Below are 18,280 nucleotides of genomic sequence, written 5' to 3' on the forward strand. Positions count from 1 at the left end.
CGACAGCGGGTGCGGCTCTGAAGACCCGTCTCCGCTGTTTCGCGAAATCTGTCGAACCCTACTGAGACGATAGCAAACGAATGCAGTACTTCTCCGCGGACGATATCGCCTCGCTCTCCATGTCCAGGCGCAAGGTGCTGGAGATTGCCGAGCGCACCATTGCGGCGCTGCATGACGGCTCCGCAAGGATGGCCGCCAGACCCGTCATCGAGGCGGCGAACGGCACCCGATTCATGGCCTTTCCTGCCCTGCTGCAGAACGAAGGCGTGGCCGGAGTAAAATGGCTCGGTATCGAGCCATTCGACCCCGCAGATGGCCAACAAAACCTGGAAGCTTCGATCGTCCTCAGCGCGCTCAAGGGCGGTCGGTTGCTCGCCGTGCTAGACGCCCGCTGGATAACCGCCATCAGGACCGCCACGGTCAGCCTGGTGGCGGCGAAGCGGATGGCGCGGCAGGCAAGCACCCGTATGGCAATCATCGCATGCGGGGAGCAGGCGCAATACCATCTCGATCTGTTCTCCAAAGCCTTTCCGTTGCAGGAGTGCTCCTGCTTCAGTCGCCGCATCGAAAGCGCCGAGCGGCTCGCGGCCAAAGCGCGCGACATAGGGCTGAAGGCGAAGGCCTACGCGGGGCTGCGCGAGTGTGTGGAGGGCGCCGACATCGTCGTCACGACGAGTCCGGCGCCGACCGAAACTCTTATCGAGCCGGAATGGTTCAGTCCCGGTGCTTTCATCAGCCTCGTCGATCTCGGGCGGACCATAAACACTATGGCGCTGTCGTCACGTGACCAATTCTTCGTCGACGATCTTGTCCAATTCGAGACGCTGATGGCCAATGGCGCCCTCAAGCGGTATGCGCCTGTGAGGGCGCTCTCCCTCCAGCAACTCGTGGCCGAGAACCGCAACTGCGCCGCGGATGGGCGGCGGAAGGTGTTCCTGCCCACCGGCCTCGGCGCTATCGACATCGCAATCGCGCAGGAGGTTCTCGAGTTATCGAAGGGACCACGGGCGTGAGATCGACGCTTTTGGAGCTGAACGGCAAAAGTTTCGAGGCCGTCGTCATCGGCGGTGGCATAAACGGCGCGGCGTCAGCCAATCGCCTCGCCGGCGCGGGCTACGAGGTGTTACTTATCGATGCGGGAGATTTCGGATCTGGCAGCTCCAGCCGCTCGAGCCGCATCATGCATTGCGGCCTCAACTATCTCGCTGCTGCTGCCGATGCGACGACTATCAGGTCGAAGATCAGCAATGTGGCCCTCGCCGGCCAGATGATGCGCGAGCGCCAGCGCCTGCGCTCGGTGATGGGGCGGCGGATTTCGCCGCATACCTTCTACATCCCACTATGCGCCGGGGATCCGGTAGCCTCGTGGAAATACGATCTGGCCTTTGCCACGCTGAACGCGCTGTCGGGCTGGGATTCGACTCTCGACTACCGGCGCTACCGGCAGAACGAACTTGGGGATATCGGCATCACCCGCTATTTCGGCGACGGCCTCACCGGGCTCGCAGCCTTCACCGAATATGTCTTTGACTGGCCGGAACGAATCTGCGTCGACTACTCGCTGGACGCTGCCGTTCATGGCGCGATGATCCGCAACTATACACAACTGGTGGAAGCACACAGCGCCGGTGGCCGGTGGCGCCTTACGCTCGCCGACGGGCGAGGAGAGACAGGCACGGCGAAGGTCGACGCGAAGTTGCTGCTGAACCTGGCGGGCCCCGGTTCCGATCTGGTTAACGCCGCCTGCGGCTTTTCCGACAGCAGAACGGTGATGCCGAACAAGGGGTGCCACATAGCGGTGCGGCTGCCGGAGGAATTCCGTAGCGCCGGCGTGATCAGCCGCAATGAACTCGGTCACCTTTTCCTCTGCGTGCCGTGGAAGAACTTCCACATACTCGGGCCGACGGAGACGCCGCTCAAAGGCTTCGTGCGCGACCCCGTCGCAGACGAGAAGGATGTGACGTCTATTCTCGATCAGGCAAATGTGACCCTGCCACGTCTCGGCCTCACGAAGAGAGACGTGATGTTCGCCTGGGCAGGGCTGCGGCCGGCGACCTTCGATCCAGGCAATCCGCGCGGATCATGGCGGCGCACGATCTACGACCATTTGACCCGCGACAACGCCCCGATGGTAAGTGTCTCGTGGGGACGCCTCGCCGATCATTCCTTCACCGCTGCCGACATGCTGGCGCGGGCGCGAAAGTATTTGGGGCCGCGGCAAAGCCGCGCCCGGTTGTCGGCGCAATCGGGGCAGGATATGCCAGGATCGGTCGAGGACATCCTGTTCCGCCGCACGGGGGCCGGATGGAGCGCCGATCTCGGGCTATCGGAGGCGGCGCGGGCTGCCGCCGAACTGCAAGGCGGGGGAACGTCGGCCGAAGGGCTGGTGACCGGCTACATAAAGAAGCTTGCCGAGCGTTTCGGATACGAGGACTAGCAACGCGCATGCCCTACCCGTTCCGGGGCGCCTTGCTGCCGGCCATGTCCAGTGGCATTTTGATAGAGCTCTCCGACGCTCGCGAGAAGATTGCCACCTTCAGCCTGGCGAAGGACAGGTTCTGATGCTCGATGGCCAGCCTGTCGGCGGCTTCGACGTCGCGATCCCTGATCGCTTCGAAGATGAGCCGGTGCTGGCGACTTGTCTCCGTCAGGTGCTGCTGGAGTTCGCCATTCCCCCGCCCCTCGGAGTCGCCCTCGCTGGAGAAACAGGCGCGCGACAGCCGGCTCGAGGTCAGCAGCATGCGCTCGTAGAAGTCGGAGAAGAAGTGGTTGCGCCCTGCGCGCGCAATACTCATGTGGAACGCGACATTGGCGTCCTGGCGCTGCACGCCGTTGCCCTCGTCGCACCGGGCGTCGAACTCGCGCATCCGCTGCTCAATTTCCGCCAGATCGGTCTCGGTGCGCTTTTCGGCTGCGATTCGCTGGACGATCCGGCTCGAAGCCACTAACGCGTCATAGATCCTCGGCAGATCGTCGAAGTTGAGAGGCGCGACGCGGGCGACTCGCCGGTCGCGTATGACCAGCCCTTCCGATATGAGTTGAATGATCGCTTCGCGGATGGGCGTGCGCGAAACCGAATGCCGTGTGGCAATACTGGCTTCATCGATAACAGTGCCTGGCGCCAAGGTAAGCTTCAATATGTCTTGACGCAGCGTGTCGAACACCTTGCTGCCGTCTCGGCTTTTTACGATCCTGTTCATGATGCGGCTCCCCTGTCGTGGAGGCAAACTATTCCGGCGCGACCGTCGATGCAAATGAATCTGGCCGTCCCACGGCGGCGGCGCGGGTACCTATTCGATGGGCATGCATCTTTCAGGTGCGCCGCCCATCATTGTTCGAGGATAACCGAATGCTCGGGCTTCCAGCTCACGCGCAGCCTGCTGCCAATTTCTGGGCGCGCATCTGACTGCAGGGAGGCCACGGTGGCGATGAGCCGGAACCCGCCATCGGTGATCAGGTGGATCCGGGTCGAGCGGCCGAAGAAGGATATCTCCTTCACGGACCCTGAAAGTGTGTTCTCGCCGCGCCGCGGGTCCTCCCCGCTTGTCAGGATGCTCAGCTTCTCCGGGCGAAACATAGTGGCGAGTTCGGTTCCTTTTGGATGATCGAAAGGCTGGGTGCCGATGTTGCAGTCCTCGGCGATGGCGAGCTTCGCCTTGCCGGCGGCCCGCCCGGAGATAATGTTGGACTCGCCGAGGAACTCGGCAACATAGCGGCTACGGGGACGGAAATAGAGGTCGTCGGGCGTGCCCAACTGCGCGATACGCCCGACGCTCATCAGGCAGATGCGGTCCGACATGTTGAGCGCCTCCTCCTGGTCGTCGTCACATAGATGAAGGTCGTCCCGAGATCCTGGTGAAGGTGCTTGATCTCACCATGCATCTCTTCGCGCAGATTCTTGTCGAGAGCGCCCAGCAGCTCGTCCATGAGGATGATGGCCGGCGAATAGACGATGCAGCGGGCGATGCCGACGCGCTGCTGCTGGCCACCTGAGAGCTGCTTGGGCTTGCGCTTCTCGAACCCCGTGAGGCCGACGCGCGCCAGGGCCTCTGCGACCTTCTCGCGGACGACATGGGCCGGCTGCCGCCGCACTCTCAGCGGGAAGGCGACATTGTCGAAGACGGTCATATGCGGCATCAGGGCGTAGTTCTGGAACACCATGCCGAGACCTCGGTCGCGCGGCGGGACATTGGTCAGGTCCTTGCCGTCGAGCCGGATCGTCCCCGAACTCGGCGCCAGCGCACCGGCGATCAGGTTAAGCAGCGTACTCTTGCCCGATCCCGACGGCCCGAGCAATGTCAAGAACTCGCCGCTACGAACGTCGAGATCGGTGGGGAACAGCGCTGTCATCTGCCCGAAGGATTTGGACAGTCCCTGCAGCGCAATGCTGTGTCGGGCGCCACCGCCTGGCGCGCCGTCATTCAACGGCCTGCTCCTTCACCGGCACATTATAGGCGAGCTTGAGCCGCCCGCCGTCCGCGTAGATGGTCTGGCCCGTCATGTAGCTGGAATCCTCGGATGCCAGGAACACGCAGATGCGACCGATCTCCTTCGCCGTGCCGAGCCGCTGCATCGGCGTGCGCGAGAGTATGCCGCGCATAACATCCGGATCGGTGCTGAATATCTTGCTCAGCAGTTCGGTGTCGATAGAGCCGGGGCCAACGCCGTTGACGCGGATGCCGTGCGGTGCGAGCCCAAGGGCCATGACGGCGGTGAGCTGGTTGAGCCCGCCCTTGCTGACCGTGTAGGGAACAATGGTAGGGCTGCACACGACGGCGTTGATCGAACTCATATTGATGATCGTGCCGTGTACGCCGTTGTCGACCATCCAGCGTGCGCCTGCGCGGCCGACGAGGAAGGCGCCCTTGAGGTTGACCGCGATCACCTCGTCGAAGTCCTCCTCGCTGATCTCAAGGATGGTGCCGTTGCGGCTGATACCACTGTTGCAGACGACTATGTCGATCGCACCCCATGCCGCTAGAGTGGCATCTAGCAGGGCCTGCACCTGGTCGGAGCGGGTTACGTCGCATTCGCAGAAGCGGCAGACGTCGCTGCCGCCCAGTTCTGCCGCGAGTGCCGCTCCCTTGTCCTTCTGGATGTCGGCGATCATGACGCGGCAGCCTTCGGCGAGGAATTCGCGAGCTACACCCGCGCCGATTCCCTGTGCCGCTCCGGTAATAATCGCGACCTTGCCTTCGAGCTTCATCTGATTTTCCTTCCGGGCGCTTTGGTGATTTCCGCATCGAGGTCGCAGTCCTCGATGCTGATAGACAGGAACTGTTTCTGGATGCGCTGGGTAGGCGTCTTGCGGAACTCGTCGAGAAACGCCCAGAAGCGCGGCACCTGGAATTTCGGCAGGCGCTCCTGGCTCCATTCGAGCAGTTCGGAAGCCGTGACCCGGCTTCCCTCGTTGCGCCGCACGAAAAGCTTCAAATCGTCGTCGCCGATCTCGCTCTTTACGCCGATGAGGGCGCATTCCGCGACTTCCGGATGATCGTTAAGCACACGCTCGACTTCCCACGCCGAGATATTCTCGCCGCGCCGCCGCAGACTGTCCTTCTTGCGTCCGTGGAAGCGGATAAAGCCGTCCGCGTCCATCGTCGCCAGATCGCCAGTGTAGAGCCATCCGTCGTGCAGCGCGTCCGCGGTCGCCTCGGGGTTGCCGAAATAGCCAACGGTGAGCACGCCCGGCTCGCGTTCAGCCACCCGAATCTCGCCGGCGACTCCCGGCGGGCACGGCTTACCCTCGTCATCGACCACCTGAACCTCGAAATAGTCAACGGCCTTGCCGATCGAGCCGCGTCGACCCTCGGTGTTGATGGTCGAGAAGCTGCAGGTCTCGGTCATGCCGTAGCCCTCGCGGACCGTGATGCCGAAACGCTCCTCAAACGGCGTCCAGATATCAGCGGGGCAGCCGCCACCCCAGGCGATGCGCGCCCCATGCGTCTTGTCGAGCGGGCTCTCGGGTTGCTTCAGCAGCATCTGCAAGACGCCGCCGACATAATGGATGTGCGAGGCACCGGCTTCCTTCACCTGCTGCCAAAAGTGTGAAGCGCTGAAGCGTGGTACCATATAAAGGGTTACCGGCACCATGAGCGCGAGCACCAGCACCTCGGCCCCGAAGACATGATAGATCGGATCCCAGAAGTGTAAGGTATCGCCGGGCTCGACGCCGGAGATCCAGATCGAGCCGAGAGCGCTTGCGAGCAGCATGCGGTCCGACATCTGCACACCCTTTGGAGCGCCGGTAGTCCCCGACGTGTAGAGGATGATCCGAAGGTCGTCCCATCTGAAGGCGACATCAGGAGGATGGTCGCCGGCCGGGCCGAGTTTGACCCAATCATTTCCGGCGAAGTCGCCCGGGCCATCGCGCCAGAGAACCCGGGCAACCCTTGCTGTCGCGACGGGCTCGTCGAGTACCTCGGCAAACTCCCGGTCGGCAATGACGAGAGCGGGCTGCGAATGGCCTAGCTGATAGCTGAGGCTTGGTCCCCTCAATGCCGTGTTTACCGGTACGAGTACTGCACCGAGCCGAATCAGGGCGAAGAAGACAAGAACATGATCGAGATGATGCCCGAGCATGACCGCAACGCGTTCGCCAGGCTTCACCCCGAGGCTAGCAATACTTGCAGCCAGCCGTCCGGATTCTTGTTCCAGCCCGGCGCAAGTCAGTTTGCCGCCGGCCCAGCGCAGATAGACGTGGTCAGGCCGCGCCCGCGCTACCGCCTTGAGCAGCGAAGAGACGGTCTCGTCGTCTGTGAAATAGGGAGGACCGCTCTCGCGGTTGAGGTTTACCAAAGCCATTCTCCTTCGTCCTTGATGATCCACCGTTCACTAAGCGCCGCCTCGTCGAAGCTGCGGGTGATGGACAGGTGACCGTTGCGCTGGCGCACCGCCATGATGAAGAACTCGAAGACCGCGGCCCGCAACTCAGGATCGGCCTCGCTGGTAAAGGGCACGAGCCCGCCGAGCGTCAGCGTCGCGGTGTTGTCCTGCGCCGTTATCTCCGCCGGGTTGCGGAAGGCGGCGAAAATCGCCCCGAACATGTCGGCGATGCCCTTCGGGTCGGTGCCCTTGTGACCGGTCGCGTTGGCTAGTTCCCCGGTGAACTGGGCTCCGAGCAGCCGCATGGCTTTGGTGATGATGTTGCAGGACTCGTAGGCGCCGAACAGGCTATGGACGATCGCGATGACATGGCGGACGTAGTCCACGCTGTAATTGTAGCCGCCCTTCATGATTCGCGCTTCCGGCCAGGTCTTCGGATTGAGCCTGGGCGCGGTCTCCGGGATGAATTCCGGGCTGTGCTCAACATGCTCGACGCGGAAGCGTTCCTCGGGCCGCAGGTCGTGGTCGTATTCGAAGAAGTACCCCTCGTCATACGGGTGGCCTTCGGCGACGAACTTGGTCGCCACCCAGCCGAGGCGCGGGCAGTTCAGGAATTCGCCGTTGCGCGGATGCCAAGTCGACAGAATCGTGCGGCGCACCGACGGCGGAACCGTGAGGGCCGCCATGCCGGGGTAGGAGCCCCAGGGCGCCATGTAACGTATCCACGCCTTCTTTGGGCTTTCGACGACAACCTGCATGTTCAGCCCGCCGATCGCGTTGCTGAAATAGTGGTAGAGCGCGGCTGTAACCGCGGGCGGGTTGCCAGCGATCTCGAGCTTGTCCAGCGCTGCTAGGAAGCGTTCCTTCTGCTCCGAGGAAAGCAGTTGCCGCCAGATCTCGTTGAGCGCGGCCTCGCCCTTCTCGCGAAAGACCATCGAGGTGATCCCGGAGACCATGTACCAGGCGAATTTGCTCGCAAGCGCGGTGCGCTCCCGAAGCTCATTGAGCGTCTCTTCCGTTCTCACTTGCGTTAAGGAGATGGTCATGCGGGCTTCCTTCTTCATATGATCGCCGAGCGGATCAGTTCTGGATGGGCGAGGAGTTCTTGAAGGCGGCGAGGATGAGACAGACGACCAGCGAAACCGCAGTCAGCAGCGTAGAGACGGCGGCGATCACCGGCGATACCTCCCAGCGGATCGCGCTGAACATCTTCACCGGCAGAGTGGTGGTCGAGGAGCCGGAGAGGAACCAGGAGATTACCACTTCGTCAAAGGAGATCAGGAAAGCGAACAGCGCCGCGGCGATCAGCGAGGGTAGAAGCTGCGGCAAGACGACGGAGATCAACATACGAATGCGGCCCGCGCCGAGAAGCTGGGCGCCGAATTCGAGGTTTGGATCAAGCTTCCGTACGCCGGCCATCATGATCACCAGCACAAAGGGCGTGGTGTGGACGACATGACCGAGTACGAGCGCGAGGGTCGTGCCGGTGATGTGCAGATAGGAGAAATAAAGGTAGAGGCCGAGCGCCGTAACAATCGTGGGGACGATAAGCGAGTTGAACATCAGCGCCGAAATGAGGCGCTTTCCAGGGAAGGAATAGCGCGCGAGCCCATAAGCGGCCGGGACTGCGGTCAGGAGTGTCACCGCCGTATTGATGACGGCCACCTTCAGGCTCTGAAACAGCGGGGCGGTCCATGATGCCGAGTTGAAGAAGATATGGAACAGGTCCAGCGAATATTGCCGCGGCGGGAAAGAGAGCTCGTCGGCCGAACCGAAGGCGATCGGTACGACGATGATGATGGGCGCCAGCAGGAAGACATAGCAAAGGATTGCCAGCAGGGTGCCGAGCCATTCATGGCGCTTCTGCAGCGGGTCGCGCAGATGTTCGCTCATCCCACTCTACTCGCACGCTGTTTCCAGACTAAGAACGGGACGGCAACGATCAGCACCATGCCGAGCAGCAGCACGCCAACTGCCGATGCCATGTTCCAGTCGAGAGTCTCGCGTGTGTAAAAGTCGACGAGGTTCGACAGCATGGCGTCCTTGGGACCGCCGAGCAGTGCAGGAATAATGAAGAAGGAGAGCGCCATCACGAAGGCGCTTGAAGCGGCCGCGAACACCCCTGGCATGCTGAGCGGCAGGGTGACGGTCCAGAAGATCCGCGCCGGTCGAGCGCCCATGATCTGCGCCGCCCGATAGACTGAAGAGTCGATGGCGAGCAGACTCGCGAGTATAGGGAAGACGACGAAGGGCGCCAGATAATTAGTCATGCCGACCATAACGCCGACCCGGTTCAGCACCAGAGGGATGGCGACCTGCGTCCCTGTCGCGTAGCTGAGCAGCGAATTGATGATGCCGGTGCGCCCGAGGATGACGGTGAAGGCAAAGCATTTGACCAGAACGCTGGTCCAAAACGGCAGCAGCACCAGCGTCAGCAGCAGCGTACGCCGGCTCGGCGACTGGCGTGCGAGATGCAGCGCCACGATGTAGCCGATGAGCAGGCTGAGCGTCGAGGAGTAGAACGATATTTTCAGCGTCGTGGAGAGCGTCTGGGAGAACAGCCTGCTGCTCAGCACCTCGCCGAAGAAGGTTAGGGAGAAATTCGGTCCGTCGAGACTGGTGTAGAAGATGTAGATCAGCGGCAGCCCCGAGATTGCCAGGGCGACTGCCGCCGCCGGCGAGACGAACACGAATGCAGCCCGGATGTTCTGCGATCGACTCATGGTCGTATCGCCGCATTGGTGGCATCTTTTTTCGGTTTGCGGGGTTCCGGCAAAGGCGGTTCCTTGGAAGTGCCGACTTGCCATTGCTGAAACGATCTCCACGAAGCGACTAGCAGGTTACGCGCGCCTGTCCGCATTTCTGACCTGATGCTGCGACCGTCGGCGCAGCGGTGAAAGTGCGCGGCAAGTTCCTTCGGGACGCGGTCCTTCGCCGTTTGGAAGCTCACGTTTCGATGCCGACCAAACGAGGTTGGATAAGGCCCAGCCTCATTAACTTCTGTACACGAATTGGATACTGTGTCAACCTCCGCGCCTGTGCGGCCCTCCGTCGCTCTAGTCTGGCCATTGACTTAGCTGTCCAGTATCCTTTATGTATACGGGCTGAAAGAGCGAAAGAGTGGAGCGCGGGTGAATGTGGCAATTCTGGGTCGATCGTGGCGGCACTTTCACGGATATTGTTGCGCGCACACCGGAGGGCGAGCTGAAGACGCACAAGCTGCTCTCCGAAAACCCCGAGAAATACCGCGATGCCGCCATTCAGGGCATTCGCGAGCTGCTGGGATTGGCCGATGGCCAGCCGATCCCCGACTTTGCCGTTGAGTCAGTCAGGATGGGGACCACGGTAGCCACCAATGCGCTGCTCGAGCGCAAAGGCGAGCGTACGCTATTCGTGACCACGCGCGGCATGGGGGATGTGCTGCGCATTGGCTATCAAAACAGGCCTCGCCTGTTTGATTTAAACATTCAGCTCCCGCAGCTTCTCTATGAGGAGGTCGTTGAGATCGGCGAGCGCGTGGCTGCCGACGGCAAGGTGCTCGTTGCGCCGGATGCGGAGGAAATTCGCCGTGTCCTCACCAACGCTCATTCACGCGGTTTCCGTTCCGTCGCGGTCGCCTTCATGCATGGATACCGCAGCCCCGATCACGAGATTCTCGTCGGTCTTATCGCCCGTGAGGTCGGCTTCTCGCAGGTTTCGCTCAGCCACGAGACGAGCCGTCTCATCAAGCTGGTGGGGCGCGGAGACACCACGGTCGTCGACGCCTATCTGTCACCGTTGCTGCGCCGCTATGTGGACCAGGTGAGCGACGCGCTGGGCGCCGCCACCTCACTCATGTTCATGCAGTCGAACGGCGGCTTGACAGATGCCCGCCTGTTCCAGGGCAAGGACGCGATCCTATCGGGACCGGCCGGGGGCGTCGTCGGCATGGAGCGGACCGCCGCGGCCGTCGGTATTGACCGGCTGATCGGCTTCGACATGGGTGGGACCTCCACCGATGTCTGTCATTTTGGCGGCGAATACGAACGCGACTTCGAGACCGAGATCGCGGGTGTGCGTATCCGCGCGCCCATGATGAGCATTCACACTGTCGCTGCCGGCGGCGGCTCGATCCTGAGCTTCCGCAACGGCCGTATGCAGGTCGGTCCGGAAAGTGCCGGCGCCGATCCCGGGCCGGCGAGCTACCGCCGCGGTGGACCGCTGACGGTGACAGATTGCAACGTGCTTCTCGGCAAGTTGCAGCCGAGCGCTTTCCCGCATATCTTCGGCCCGAATGCTGACCAGCCTCTCGATACGGAGGCGGTGCGCGGCAAATTCCTTCATCTCGCGCGCGAGATCGCCGGCGAGACCGGGCTCGATAAGACCACGGAGCAGTTGGCCGACGGCTTCCTGCGCATCGCGGTCGAGAACATGGCCAACGCGATCAAGAAGATCAGCATCCAGCGCGGCCACGACATCAGCAAATACACGATGAACTGCTTCGGCGGCGCTGGTGGCCAGCACGCCTGCCTTGTTGCCGACGTGCTAGGCATGGAAAGCATTTTCATACATCCATTCGCCGGCGTGCTGTCGGCCTTCGGCATGGGGCTCGCCGATATCAGGGCAATGCGCGAACGGCAGGTCAATGAACCGCTGGATGCGGTGGACGTCTTCGAGGCGGTCGTCGCTGCCCTCTCGGCGGAGGCGCGGACGGAGGTCGAGCGGCAAGGCGCCGATCCGGCCCGGATTCGCCTCACGGCCGCCGCCCATATCCGTACCGCCGGCGCGCATCAGGCGCTCCCCATCGCGTACGGGTCGCCGGACGAAATGCGTGCCGCCTTCCGCGGGGCCCATCACAGTCGCTTCGGCTATTCCCCTGAGGGAGCGGATCTCGTCGTCGAGCTGATCGCCGTCGAGGCGATCCTTGCGACCGGCGTGACGGCGGCGACGAACGTCATCAACGACAGCGGCGCGCCGCGCGACCGGGAAACGGTCGACACCTTTCTCGCGGGCGAATGGTTGAAAGTACCGCTGGTCGACCGCCTGGCTCTTTCCATTGGTGACAAGGTGGACGGCCCCGCAATCATTACCGAGCCGACCGGCACCAATGTTGTCGAGCCCGGCTGGCAGGCGGAGATTGTCGATTACGGAAACCTGATGCTGCGCCGAGTTGTGCCCCTAAAACGGGCGGAGGCAATCGGCACAGAGGCCGACCCACTGATGTTGGAGGTCTTCAACAATCTCTTCATGTCGATCGCCGAGCAAATGGGGGTAACGCTTCAGAACACCGCTTATTCGGTAAATATAAAGGAGCGCCTTGACTTCTCCTGCGCAATCTTCGATGCGGAGGGCAATCTCGTCGCCAACGCACCGCATGTGCCGGTACATCTGGGATCGATGGGCGAGAGTGTTCGCACCGTGCTGCGCAACCATCGCGACAAGCTCAGGCCGGGTGACGTCTTGATGATGAACAATCCTTACAATGGCGGCACGCATCTGCCCGACGTGACGGTCATCACGCCGGTCTTCGATGCAGAAGGCAGGAATATCCTCTTTGCTGTTGCCTCCCGCGGCCATCATGCGGATATCGGGGGACGCACGCCGGGCTCCGCCCCTCCCGACAGCAGGCATATCGACGAGGAAGGCGTTCTGATCGACGATTTCTACCTCGTCCGCGGTGGCCGGTTCCGCAAGGAGGAAACCCGCGAACTGCTCTCCAGCGGTCCCTATCCCTGCCGCAACATAGACCAGAATGTCGCCGACCTCGCAGCTCAGGTGGCGGCGAACGCTACAGGCGTGCGCGAATTGCAAAAAATGCTCGCAAAGTTCGGCCGCGACGTCATGCACGCCTACATGAAGCATGTGCAGGACAATGCCGAGGAATGCGTTCGGCGGGTCATAGATGTGCTGACCGACAGCGAGTTCGCTTATGAACTCGACGGCGGTGCGGTCATCCGCGTCGCCATTCGGATCGACCGCGAGAAACGCTCCGCGAGCATCGATTTCAGCGGAACCTCAGCTCAGGACGAAGGCAACTACAATGCACCGCTGGCGATCTGCAAGGCGGCAGTCCTCTATGTCTTTCGCACACTGGTAGGTTCGGATATTCCCATGAATGAGGGATGTCTGAAGCCGATTAACCTAAATGTGCCGGAAGGCACAATGATCAACCCAAGCTATCCAGCGGCGGTTATCGCCGGCAATACCGAGGTCAGCCAGGCGATCACCGAAACACTATACGGGGCGCTTGGCGTTCTCGCCGGCTCACAGGGCACAATGAACAATTTCGTTTATGGCAACGACGTGCATCAGAACTACGAAACAATCTGTGGCGGCACGGGCGCGGGCAACGGTTTCGACGGCGCGAGCGCGGTCCAATCGCATATGACGAACACCCGAATGACCGATCCTGAGGTGCTAGAGACCCGTTACCCCGTGCGTGTCGAGGAGTTTTCCGTACGCCGAGACTCGGGGGGCCAAGGCCGCTATCGCGGCGGCGACGGCGCGGTCCGCAGGCTGCGCTTTTTGGAGCCGATGACGGTGACGGTGCTGTCATCTCACCGGCGCACACGTGCCTTTGGCCTTGCCGGCGGTGAGCCCGGCCAGCCGGGCGAGAATCTGGTTCAGCGGGCCTCCAGTGAAACGCAAATCCTTGTCGGCAACGATTCCTGCGAAGTCCGCGCGGGCGATATTTGCATCATTAAGACGCCCGGAGGGGGTGGCTACGGCGCGCCTTGAGCGCCGCCTCGACCCGGCGCTTGGGCCCAACGACGTGCCGCAACAACTCGTCAATAGTTCCGGGTACGCTCGGGCCAAAAGAAAGCTAAGAGGTCTCAGGGAGATGAAAGTTGTTGTGCTTGGTGCCGGCGTTGTAGGTAGTGCAACGGCTTATATGCTTGCGAAAGATGGTTATGACGTCACAGTGATTGATCGCTGTGGACGACCAGGAATGGAAACGAGTTTCGCGAACGGCGGTTTAATGACCCCAAGCGACGCTAGTCCTTGGAATTCCCCCGGGACAGTGAAGCGTCTGGGAAAAATGCTGTTTGACAGCAGGTCGCCCCTCAAAATCAATCCGGTGGCGGTACCCTCCATGGTCGGCTGGGGCTTTAGATTTTTGGCTAACTCAACTTACGACCGCCACAAAAGCAATATGATTGCAATCATCAGGCTTGCTAGCCTGAGTTTGGAGACGCTCCGCAGTATTCGCGAAACAACTCGCATCGACTATGATCAGACAACACGAGGCACAATGCGTGTATTTCCACGCGGTGGGCGGATGTCCGAGTTCGTTCAAAAGTGCCGCGACATGCAGGAATGGGGCGTTCAATTCGAAACGCTCGATCAAGGCCAAATCCTGGAGAAAGAGCCCTGCCTTAGTCCGGTTATTGATCGCTACACAGGTGCCGTATTCTTTCCCAACGACGAAAGTGGCGACGCACACAAGTTCACCAACGAAATGGCTCGCCTGGCGGCAGAATTGGGCGCCGAGTTCTTGATGAACACCAGTGTTCTGCGGATCGCCAAAGCCTCTTCTACGCAGATATCACATGTTGTCACTTCACAGGGAGACATCCGCGCCGATGCGTTTGTGCTCTCGCTCGGTAGCTACAGTCCGTTATTAGCCCGACCTCTCGGTATCAAGCTACCGATCCTCCCCGTTAAAGGATACTCTGTTACAGTGGCGTTAAACGGGTGGCGAGGCGGACCAACGCGACCAATTATGGATGATGGGTATCATGCGATGATGGTGCCGATGGGTGATCGGCTACGCATGGGTGGCCGAGCCGAATTTGCTAGGTACAATACGCGCGTCGATGCCAAAGAAGGCCGGCGAGTTCTGAATGACACTCTAAAAATCTTGCCTGCCTTGGCCTCCCACATCGACGCAGATGCCGTGCTTAACTGGTCCGGCTTACGCCCGATGACGCCTGGTGGCCCACCTCTCGTTGGACCAACGCATTACACAAACCTTTTCTTGAATACTGGTCACGGACCGCTGGGGTGGACGATGGCGTGCGGATCGGCAAAGCTGATTGCGGAGTTCATCACGGATGGCCGTGTGTTGAACAATCGAGTCGATGCTGCAAACTATGCGCTTTAGCTAATTGCGCCTGCGTATTAGGCCTCCGCAACGCCGACCACTTATGCCAAAGATATGTTCCGACCGGCTGCGGGCGATGGCGATCCGTCGCCGCTGAATGAAGGAAGTGCAAATTGAGGTTTTCCGCAAGGTTGAGATTCAAAGCGAAGGCAATTGGGAAGCGGCGACCCTTCGAGACCCCTACAGCTTCTTCGGGTGACTACTGGCGACCGGCAACCCGACGCCCACCCGCCTCTCGACTTCACTTTCGTCGCGTGCAATAGCGCCATGAACTGCAAATGAGCATCGGATGGGGAATGACGTTTGACGTGAACAGTCGGTCCAACAAGAACTAATTGAACCGCTGCGTTGCATTTCAACCAAAAGGACAGGGATGGATCATTACATTCTCCTCGATAGGCATGATGAGGTCGCTGTGATCACGCTGAACAGGCCGGAGATATTGAACGCCTGGCATGCACCAATGCGGAGTCAATTGGTTGATGCTTTCAATGAACTCGAGCGCGACGAAACAGTCCGTGCCATTATAATAACAGGAGCTGGCAGTCGCGCATTCTGTGCTGGCCAAGATCTAAACGAAGCTATGACATTTGACGGCGACAAGGGATCCGCATGGATCGGTGAGTGGGAAAGCTTATATGGCGTAATTAGGTCGCTCACTAAGCCGCTCATCGCGGCCCTAAACGGAGTCGCTGCTGGTTCAGCATTTCAAGCGGCGCTCCTTTGTGACTTCCGAATTGCCCATAAACGAGTACGAATGGGTCAACCAGAAGTCAACTCCGGCATAGCCAGTGTGACAGGGCCGTGGATCATGAGGGAAATCCTTGGTCTTGCCCGAACGACAGATTTGGCCCTGAGCGGCCGTCTAATGGGTGCAGCCGAATGCCATTCAATCGGGATCATCAATAAGATTGTGCCAGCGGAAAAGGTGATGGAGACATCTCTTTCGTTAGCGCGAGAGCTTGCTGCTAAGCCTCGCCTGGCGATACGTTTGAATAAGCAGTGGTTGCGAGAAATGACCGAAGTTGGATTCCGCGAGTGCCTTGAGGCCGCAGTGCGCATTCATCGTGAAGCCTATGCTTCCGGTGAATCGCGACAGATGATAGAAAGGTTTTTATCCCAGCATGCGTCGCGCGGAAACGACATTTAGCCATGGACATCCTTGCCGCCCTCCAGTCGCTCCACGGCCACGGCTTCTCGCGGCTTGCAACTCACTAGCTTTCTCGGAGGCGACATCAGATCGCCTCGGAGGCGAGAGGATACGCGCCGGTCTCGTCATGCACCTCGCGGCCGGCCAAGGGAGGGACGAAGACGCAGGCTAACACCAATTCGGTCTCGGCACACGCAGGTGAGCATCATGCTTATCGAGCGCGTAAATGATGCCCGGTCGCACGACATGGTCCGCCTGGAGGTCCTCGATGGAACCCGTTCCAGAGATACAGTAGACCGCCTCAAGGTGGTTCCGGTAGTGCATCTTGAGCCGGGCACCCGAATGGATCGTGGTGATGTGGAAGGAGAAGCCCATCCCATCATTCTTGAGGAGCAACCGCACGCTTTCCCAGCTCGTGGTCTCAACACGGCGGGCTGTCAGTTTCTCCTCATTGAAATCCTTGACGATCATGATTCACCTCTCAGGCTGCCGTATTCACTGCGCTGCCGATCACGCTATCGACAGCGTCTTCGAGGATGTCGAGGCCTTGGCCAAGCTGATCCTCCCCAATGACGAGAGGTGGCAGACACTTCACGACCTCGTCTTTGGGACCAGCGGTCTCGACGATGAGGCCTTTCTGGAAGGCGGTCCAGACGACCTGATTGGCAACTTCGCCACACTTCAGATCGATGCCCCGCATCATGCCACGACCCTTGGCTGACACGCGGCTTGGGTCGTATTTCTGCGCGATCTGCTCAAGGCGGCTTTTCAGCNTTGACTGGCAACTTCGCCAAACTTCAGATCGATGCCTCGCATCATGCCACGACCCTTGGCTGACACGCGGCTTGGGTCGTATTTCTGCGCGATCTGCTCAAGGCGGCTTTTCAGCGTAAGACCGTATGTCCGCCTCTGTCAGTGAGGTGGCTCGCCCTACACTGCGCGTCCGAGGGTTGCTCGGGCGGGCCGAGCCGATCCTCATCACAGGAGGACGAGCCGTGGCAGATCATAGGGAAGCATTTGTCGGAATCGATGTCGCGAAGCTAAGGAACGCCATCGCGATTGCGGACGCCGGCCGAGAGGGAGAGGTTCGCTTCTGCGGCGAGGTCGACGCGTCGGATGTGAGCATGCGCCGAGTTATCCAGCGGATCGCCGCCAAGTTCGATCGGGTGTATTTCTGCTACTAGGCCGGTCCGACCGGCTATGGTCTCTATCGGCTGATCCGATCGCTCGGCCATGCCCCATCGCTGATCCCAAGGAAGCCCGGCGATCGGGTGAAGACGAACCGCCGGGATGCTCTTGCGTTGGCTCGACTGCTGCGCGCCGGCGAACTGACGGCGGTGTGGGTTCCCGATGAAGGTCACGAAGCCATGCGGGATCTCGTCCGCGCCCGGGCGGCCGCAGTCGAGACGCTTCGCGTCCACCGGCAGCATGTGAGCGCCTTCATGCTCAAGCACGGACGTATCTATCCTCGCAGGAAGGGCTGGACGATGCGCTATCTGCGCTGGCTGCAGGAGCAACCGTTCGATCACCCGGCGCATCAGATCGCGCTTCAGGAAATGGTCGAAGCGATCCGCGTCTCGAAAGAGCGGGTCGAGCGACTTGAGGGTGTGATCGAGGAGTTCATTGCGACCTGGTCCCTGGCGCCGATCGTGCGGGCACTGCAGACCCTGAGGGGCGTAGACCTAATCGTTGCCGTGACATTCGCCACCGAGGTTGGCGACGTGCAGCGGTTCGAGAGCCCACGCCAACTCATGGGCTATCTTGGCCTCGTTCCCGGCGAACGATCGACCGGCGAGACAGTCAGACGGGGCGGCATCACTAAGGCAGGGAACGGCCGGGTTCGCCATATGCTGGTCGAGAGCGCATGGACGTACAGGCATCCTCCCAAGGTAGGCAAGATGAAGCTGTATCGGCTGGAGCAAGCTCCACCGAAGGTGCGCGAGATCGCATGGAAGGCCCAAACACGGCTGACCGCCCGCTATCGAATGTTGAGCGGACGCGGCAAGAGGACAACGGTGGTGTGCACAGCGATCGCCCGTGAACTGGCCGGCTTCATGTGGGCCGTTGCAAGGGAGGCCCAGGCGATCAGGTCGTAGACCTGCGACGGCTTTCATCTCGCGCATGGGCGGAGGCGGGACCCGGCAGGGGAAATGCCCGTCAGACGCTTTGTGGCCGGCAACATGGCCGACGCCCGCAGTAAGATAGGAACAGCCCCGGACGCA

At 60.9% G+C, this 18,280-nt stretch carries 16 protein-coding genes and 1 pseudogene; 6 read left to right on the top strand and 11 right to left on the bottom strand.

All coding sequences use genetic code 11. The features are described from left to right. The first annotated feature begins 80 nt into the window (after positions 1-80). Positions 81-1,013 carry an ornithine cyclodeaminase family protein gene (locus tag X751_RS1000000164870; RefSeq protein ID WP_023746057.1) on the top strand — a complete coding sequence of 311 codons (933 nt, stop codon included), beginning with the start codon at positions 81-83 and terminating at the stop codon, positions 1,011-1,013. Continuing rightward, positions 1,010-2,437, top strand: a complete 1,428-nt coding sequence (locus tag X751_RS137870; RefSeq protein WP_198022466.1) for an FAD-dependent oxidoreductase — start codon at positions 1,010-1,012, stop codon at positions 2,435-2,437. Before X751_RS1000000164870 ends, X751_RS137870 begins: the two co-directional genes overlap by 4 nt. A 13-nt stretch (positions 2,438-2,450) precedes the next feature. Here X751_RS137870 and X751_RS137865 read toward each other — a convergent pair whose 3' ends face one another. From X751_RS137865 to X751_RS137845, 8 genes are all read right to left on the bottom strand, one after another. Beyond that, a complete protein-coding gene (locus tag X751_RS137865) occupies positions 2,451-3,164 on the bottom strand; it encodes a GntR family transcriptional regulator (RefSeq protein ID WP_023746059.1) in 714 nt (237 codons plus the stop codon). A 164-nt stretch (positions 3,165-3,328) separates the two neighbouring features. Next, positions 3,329-3,799 carry a TOBE domain-containing protein gene (locus X751_RS1000000167615; protein WP_198022467.1) on the bottom strand — a complete coding sequence of 157 codons (471 nt, stop codon included), beginning with the start codon at positions 3,797-3,799 and terminating at the stop codon, positions 3,329-3,331. Then, positions 3,778-4,425 carry an ATP-binding cassette domain-containing protein gene (locus X751_RS1000000167620; protein ID WP_198022468.1) on the bottom strand — a complete coding sequence of 216 codons (648 nt, stop codon included), beginning with the start codon at positions 4,423-4,425 and terminating at the stop codon, positions 3,778-3,780. The genes X751_RS1000000167615 and X751_RS1000000167620 overlap by 22 nt, the downstream gene beginning before the upstream one ends. Beyond that, on the bottom strand, positions 4,418-5,206 hold the full coding sequence (locus tag X751_RS137860) for an SDR family oxidoreductase (protein WP_023746060.1): 789 nt from the start codon (positions 5,204-5,206) through the stop codon (positions 4,418-4,420). Before X751_RS137860 ends, X751_RS1000000167620 begins: the two co-directional genes overlap by 8 nt. Next, complete coding sequence (locus X751_RS137855) at positions 5,203-6,828, bottom strand: AMP-binding protein (protein ID WP_156936409.1); 1,626 nt, start codon at positions 6,826-6,828, stop codon at positions 5,203-5,205. Before X751_RS137855 ends, X751_RS137860 begins: the two co-directional genes overlap by 4 nt. After that, positions 6,792-7,889 (bottom strand): hypothetical protein, encoded by a 1,098-nt coding sequence (locus X751_RS1000000164875; protein WP_023746062.1) that lies wholly within the window; start codon positions 7,887-7,889, stop codon positions 6,792-6,794. Before X751_RS1000000164875 ends, X751_RS137855 begins: the two co-directional genes overlap by 37 nt. 16 nt (positions 7,890-7,905) lie before the next feature. Then, entirely contained in the window at positions 7,906-8,718 is an 813-nt protein-coding gene (locus tag X751_RS137850; protein WP_023746063.1) for an ABC transporter permease, read from the bottom strand. Continuing rightward, on the bottom strand, positions 8,715-9,548 hold the full coding sequence (locus X751_RS137845; protein WP_023746064.1) for an ABC transporter permease: 834 nt from the start codon (positions 9,546-9,548) through the stop codon (positions 8,715-8,717). Before X751_RS137845 ends, X751_RS137850 begins: the two co-directional genes overlap by 4 nt. A 412-nt stretch (positions 9,549-9,960) precedes the next feature. Here X751_RS137845 and X751_RS137840 point away from each other — a divergent pair, with 412 nt between their 5' ends. The 3 genes from X751_RS137840 (at position 9,961) to X751_RS137830 (ending at position 16,058) form a co-directional block, all read left to right on the top strand. Further along, positions 9,961-13,542 carry a hydantoinase B/oxoprolinase family protein gene (locus X751_RS137840; RefSeq protein ID WP_023746065.1) on the top strand — a complete coding sequence of 1,194 codons (3,582 nt, stop codon included), beginning with the start codon at positions 9,961-9,963 and terminating at the stop codon, positions 13,540-13,542. A 103-nt stretch (positions 13,543-13,645) separates the two neighbouring features. Next, on the top strand, positions 13,646-14,908 hold the full coding sequence (locus tag X751_RS137835) for a D-amino acid dehydrogenase (protein ID WP_023746066.1): 1,263 nt from the start codon (positions 13,646-13,648) through the stop codon (positions 14,906-14,908). A gap of 373 nt (positions 14,909-15,281) precedes the next feature. Further along, positions 15,282-16,058 (top strand): enoyl-CoA hydratase/isomerase family protein, encoded by a 777-nt coding sequence (locus X751_RS137830; protein ID WP_023746068.1) that lies wholly within the window; start codon positions 15,282-15,284, stop codon positions 16,056-16,058. Positions 16,059-16,143: 85 nt separating this feature from the next. Here the strand turns inward: X751_RS137830 and X751_RS1000000168515 are convergent, their stop codons facing one another. From X751_RS1000000168515 to X751_RS1000000166225, 3 genes are read right to left on the bottom strand one after another with little or no spacing between them, the layout of a single operon-like run. Then, complete coding sequence (locus X751_RS1000000168515; RefSeq protein ID WP_280806723.1) at positions 16,144-16,233, bottom strand: ectoine synthase; 90 nt, start codon at positions 16,231-16,233, stop codon at positions 16,144-16,146. Beyond that, on the bottom strand, positions 16,227-16,529 hold the full coding sequence (locus tag X751_RS01000000164285; protein ID WP_280806724.1) for an ectoine synthase: 303 nt from the start codon (positions 16,527-16,529) through the stop codon (positions 16,227-16,229). Before X751_RS01000000164285 ends, X751_RS1000000168515 begins: the two co-directional genes overlap by 7 nt. A gap of 10 nt (positions 16,530-16,539) precedes the next feature. After that, positions 16,540-16,782, bottom strand: coding sequence for an aminotransferase class III-fold pyridoxal phosphate-dependent enzyme (locus X751_RS1000000166225; protein WP_245265837.1), 243 nt, complete (start codon positions 16,780-16,782; stop codon positions 16,540-16,542). Positions 16,783-16,957: 175 nt separating this feature from the next. Between X751_RS1000000166225 and X751_RS01000000164290 the strand changes: the two are divergent. Continuing rightward, positions 16,958-18,154 (top strand): annotated as a pseudogene (locus tag X751_RS01000000164290) (IS110 family transposase). Positions 18,155-18,280 lie beyond the last annotated feature (126 nt).

The organism is Mesorhizobium sp. LNJC394B00 (genome assembly GCF_000502555.1).
Taxonomy (GTDB): Bacteria; Pseudomonadota; Alphaproteobacteria; order Rhizobiales; family Rhizobiaceae; genus Mesorhizobium.

Excerpts from the sequence above, each read along its gene's own strand:
- X751_RS137850 (WP_023746063.1), bottom strand. The coding sequence starts at position 8,718 with ATGAGCGAACATCTGCGCGACCCGCTGCAGAAGCGCCATGAATGGCTC.
- X751_RS137860 (WP_023746060.1), bottom strand. The coding sequence starts at position 5,206 with ATGAAGCTCGAAGGCAAGGTCGCGATTATTACCGGAGCGGCACAGGGA.
- X751_RS1000000164870 (WP_023746057.1), top strand. The coding sequence starts at position 81 with ATGCAGTACTTCTCCGCGGACGATATCGCCTCGCTCTCCATGTCCAGG.
- X751_RS01000000164285 (WP_280806724.1), bottom strand. The coding sequence starts at position 16,529 with ATGATCGTCAAGGATTTCAATGAGGAGAAACTGACAGCCCGCCGTGTT.
- X751_RS1000000167615 (WP_198022467.1), bottom strand. The coding sequence starts at position 3,799 with ATGTCGGACCGCATCTGCCTGATGAGCGTCGGGCGTATCGCGCAGTTG.
- X751_RS137830 (WP_023746068.1), top strand. The coding sequence starts at position 15,282 with ATGGATCATTACATTCTCCTCGATAGGCATGATGAGGTCGCTGTGATC.
- X751_RS137835 (WP_023746066.1), top strand. The coding sequence starts at position 13,646 with ATGAAAGTTGTTGTGCTTGGTGCCGGCGTTGTAGGTAGTGCAACGGCT.
- X751_RS1000000164875 (WP_023746062.1), bottom strand. The coding sequence starts at position 7,889 with ATGAAGAAGGAAGCCCGCATGACCATCTCCTTAACGCAAGTGAGAACG.
- X751_RS137840 (WP_023746065.1), top strand. The coding sequence starts at position 9,961 with ATGTGGCAATTCTGGGTCGATCGTGGCGGCACTTTCACGGATATTGTT.
- X751_RS137845 (WP_023746064.1), bottom strand. The coding sequence starts at position 9,548 with ATGAGTCGATCGCAGAACATCCGGGCTGCATTCGTGTTCGTCTCGCCG.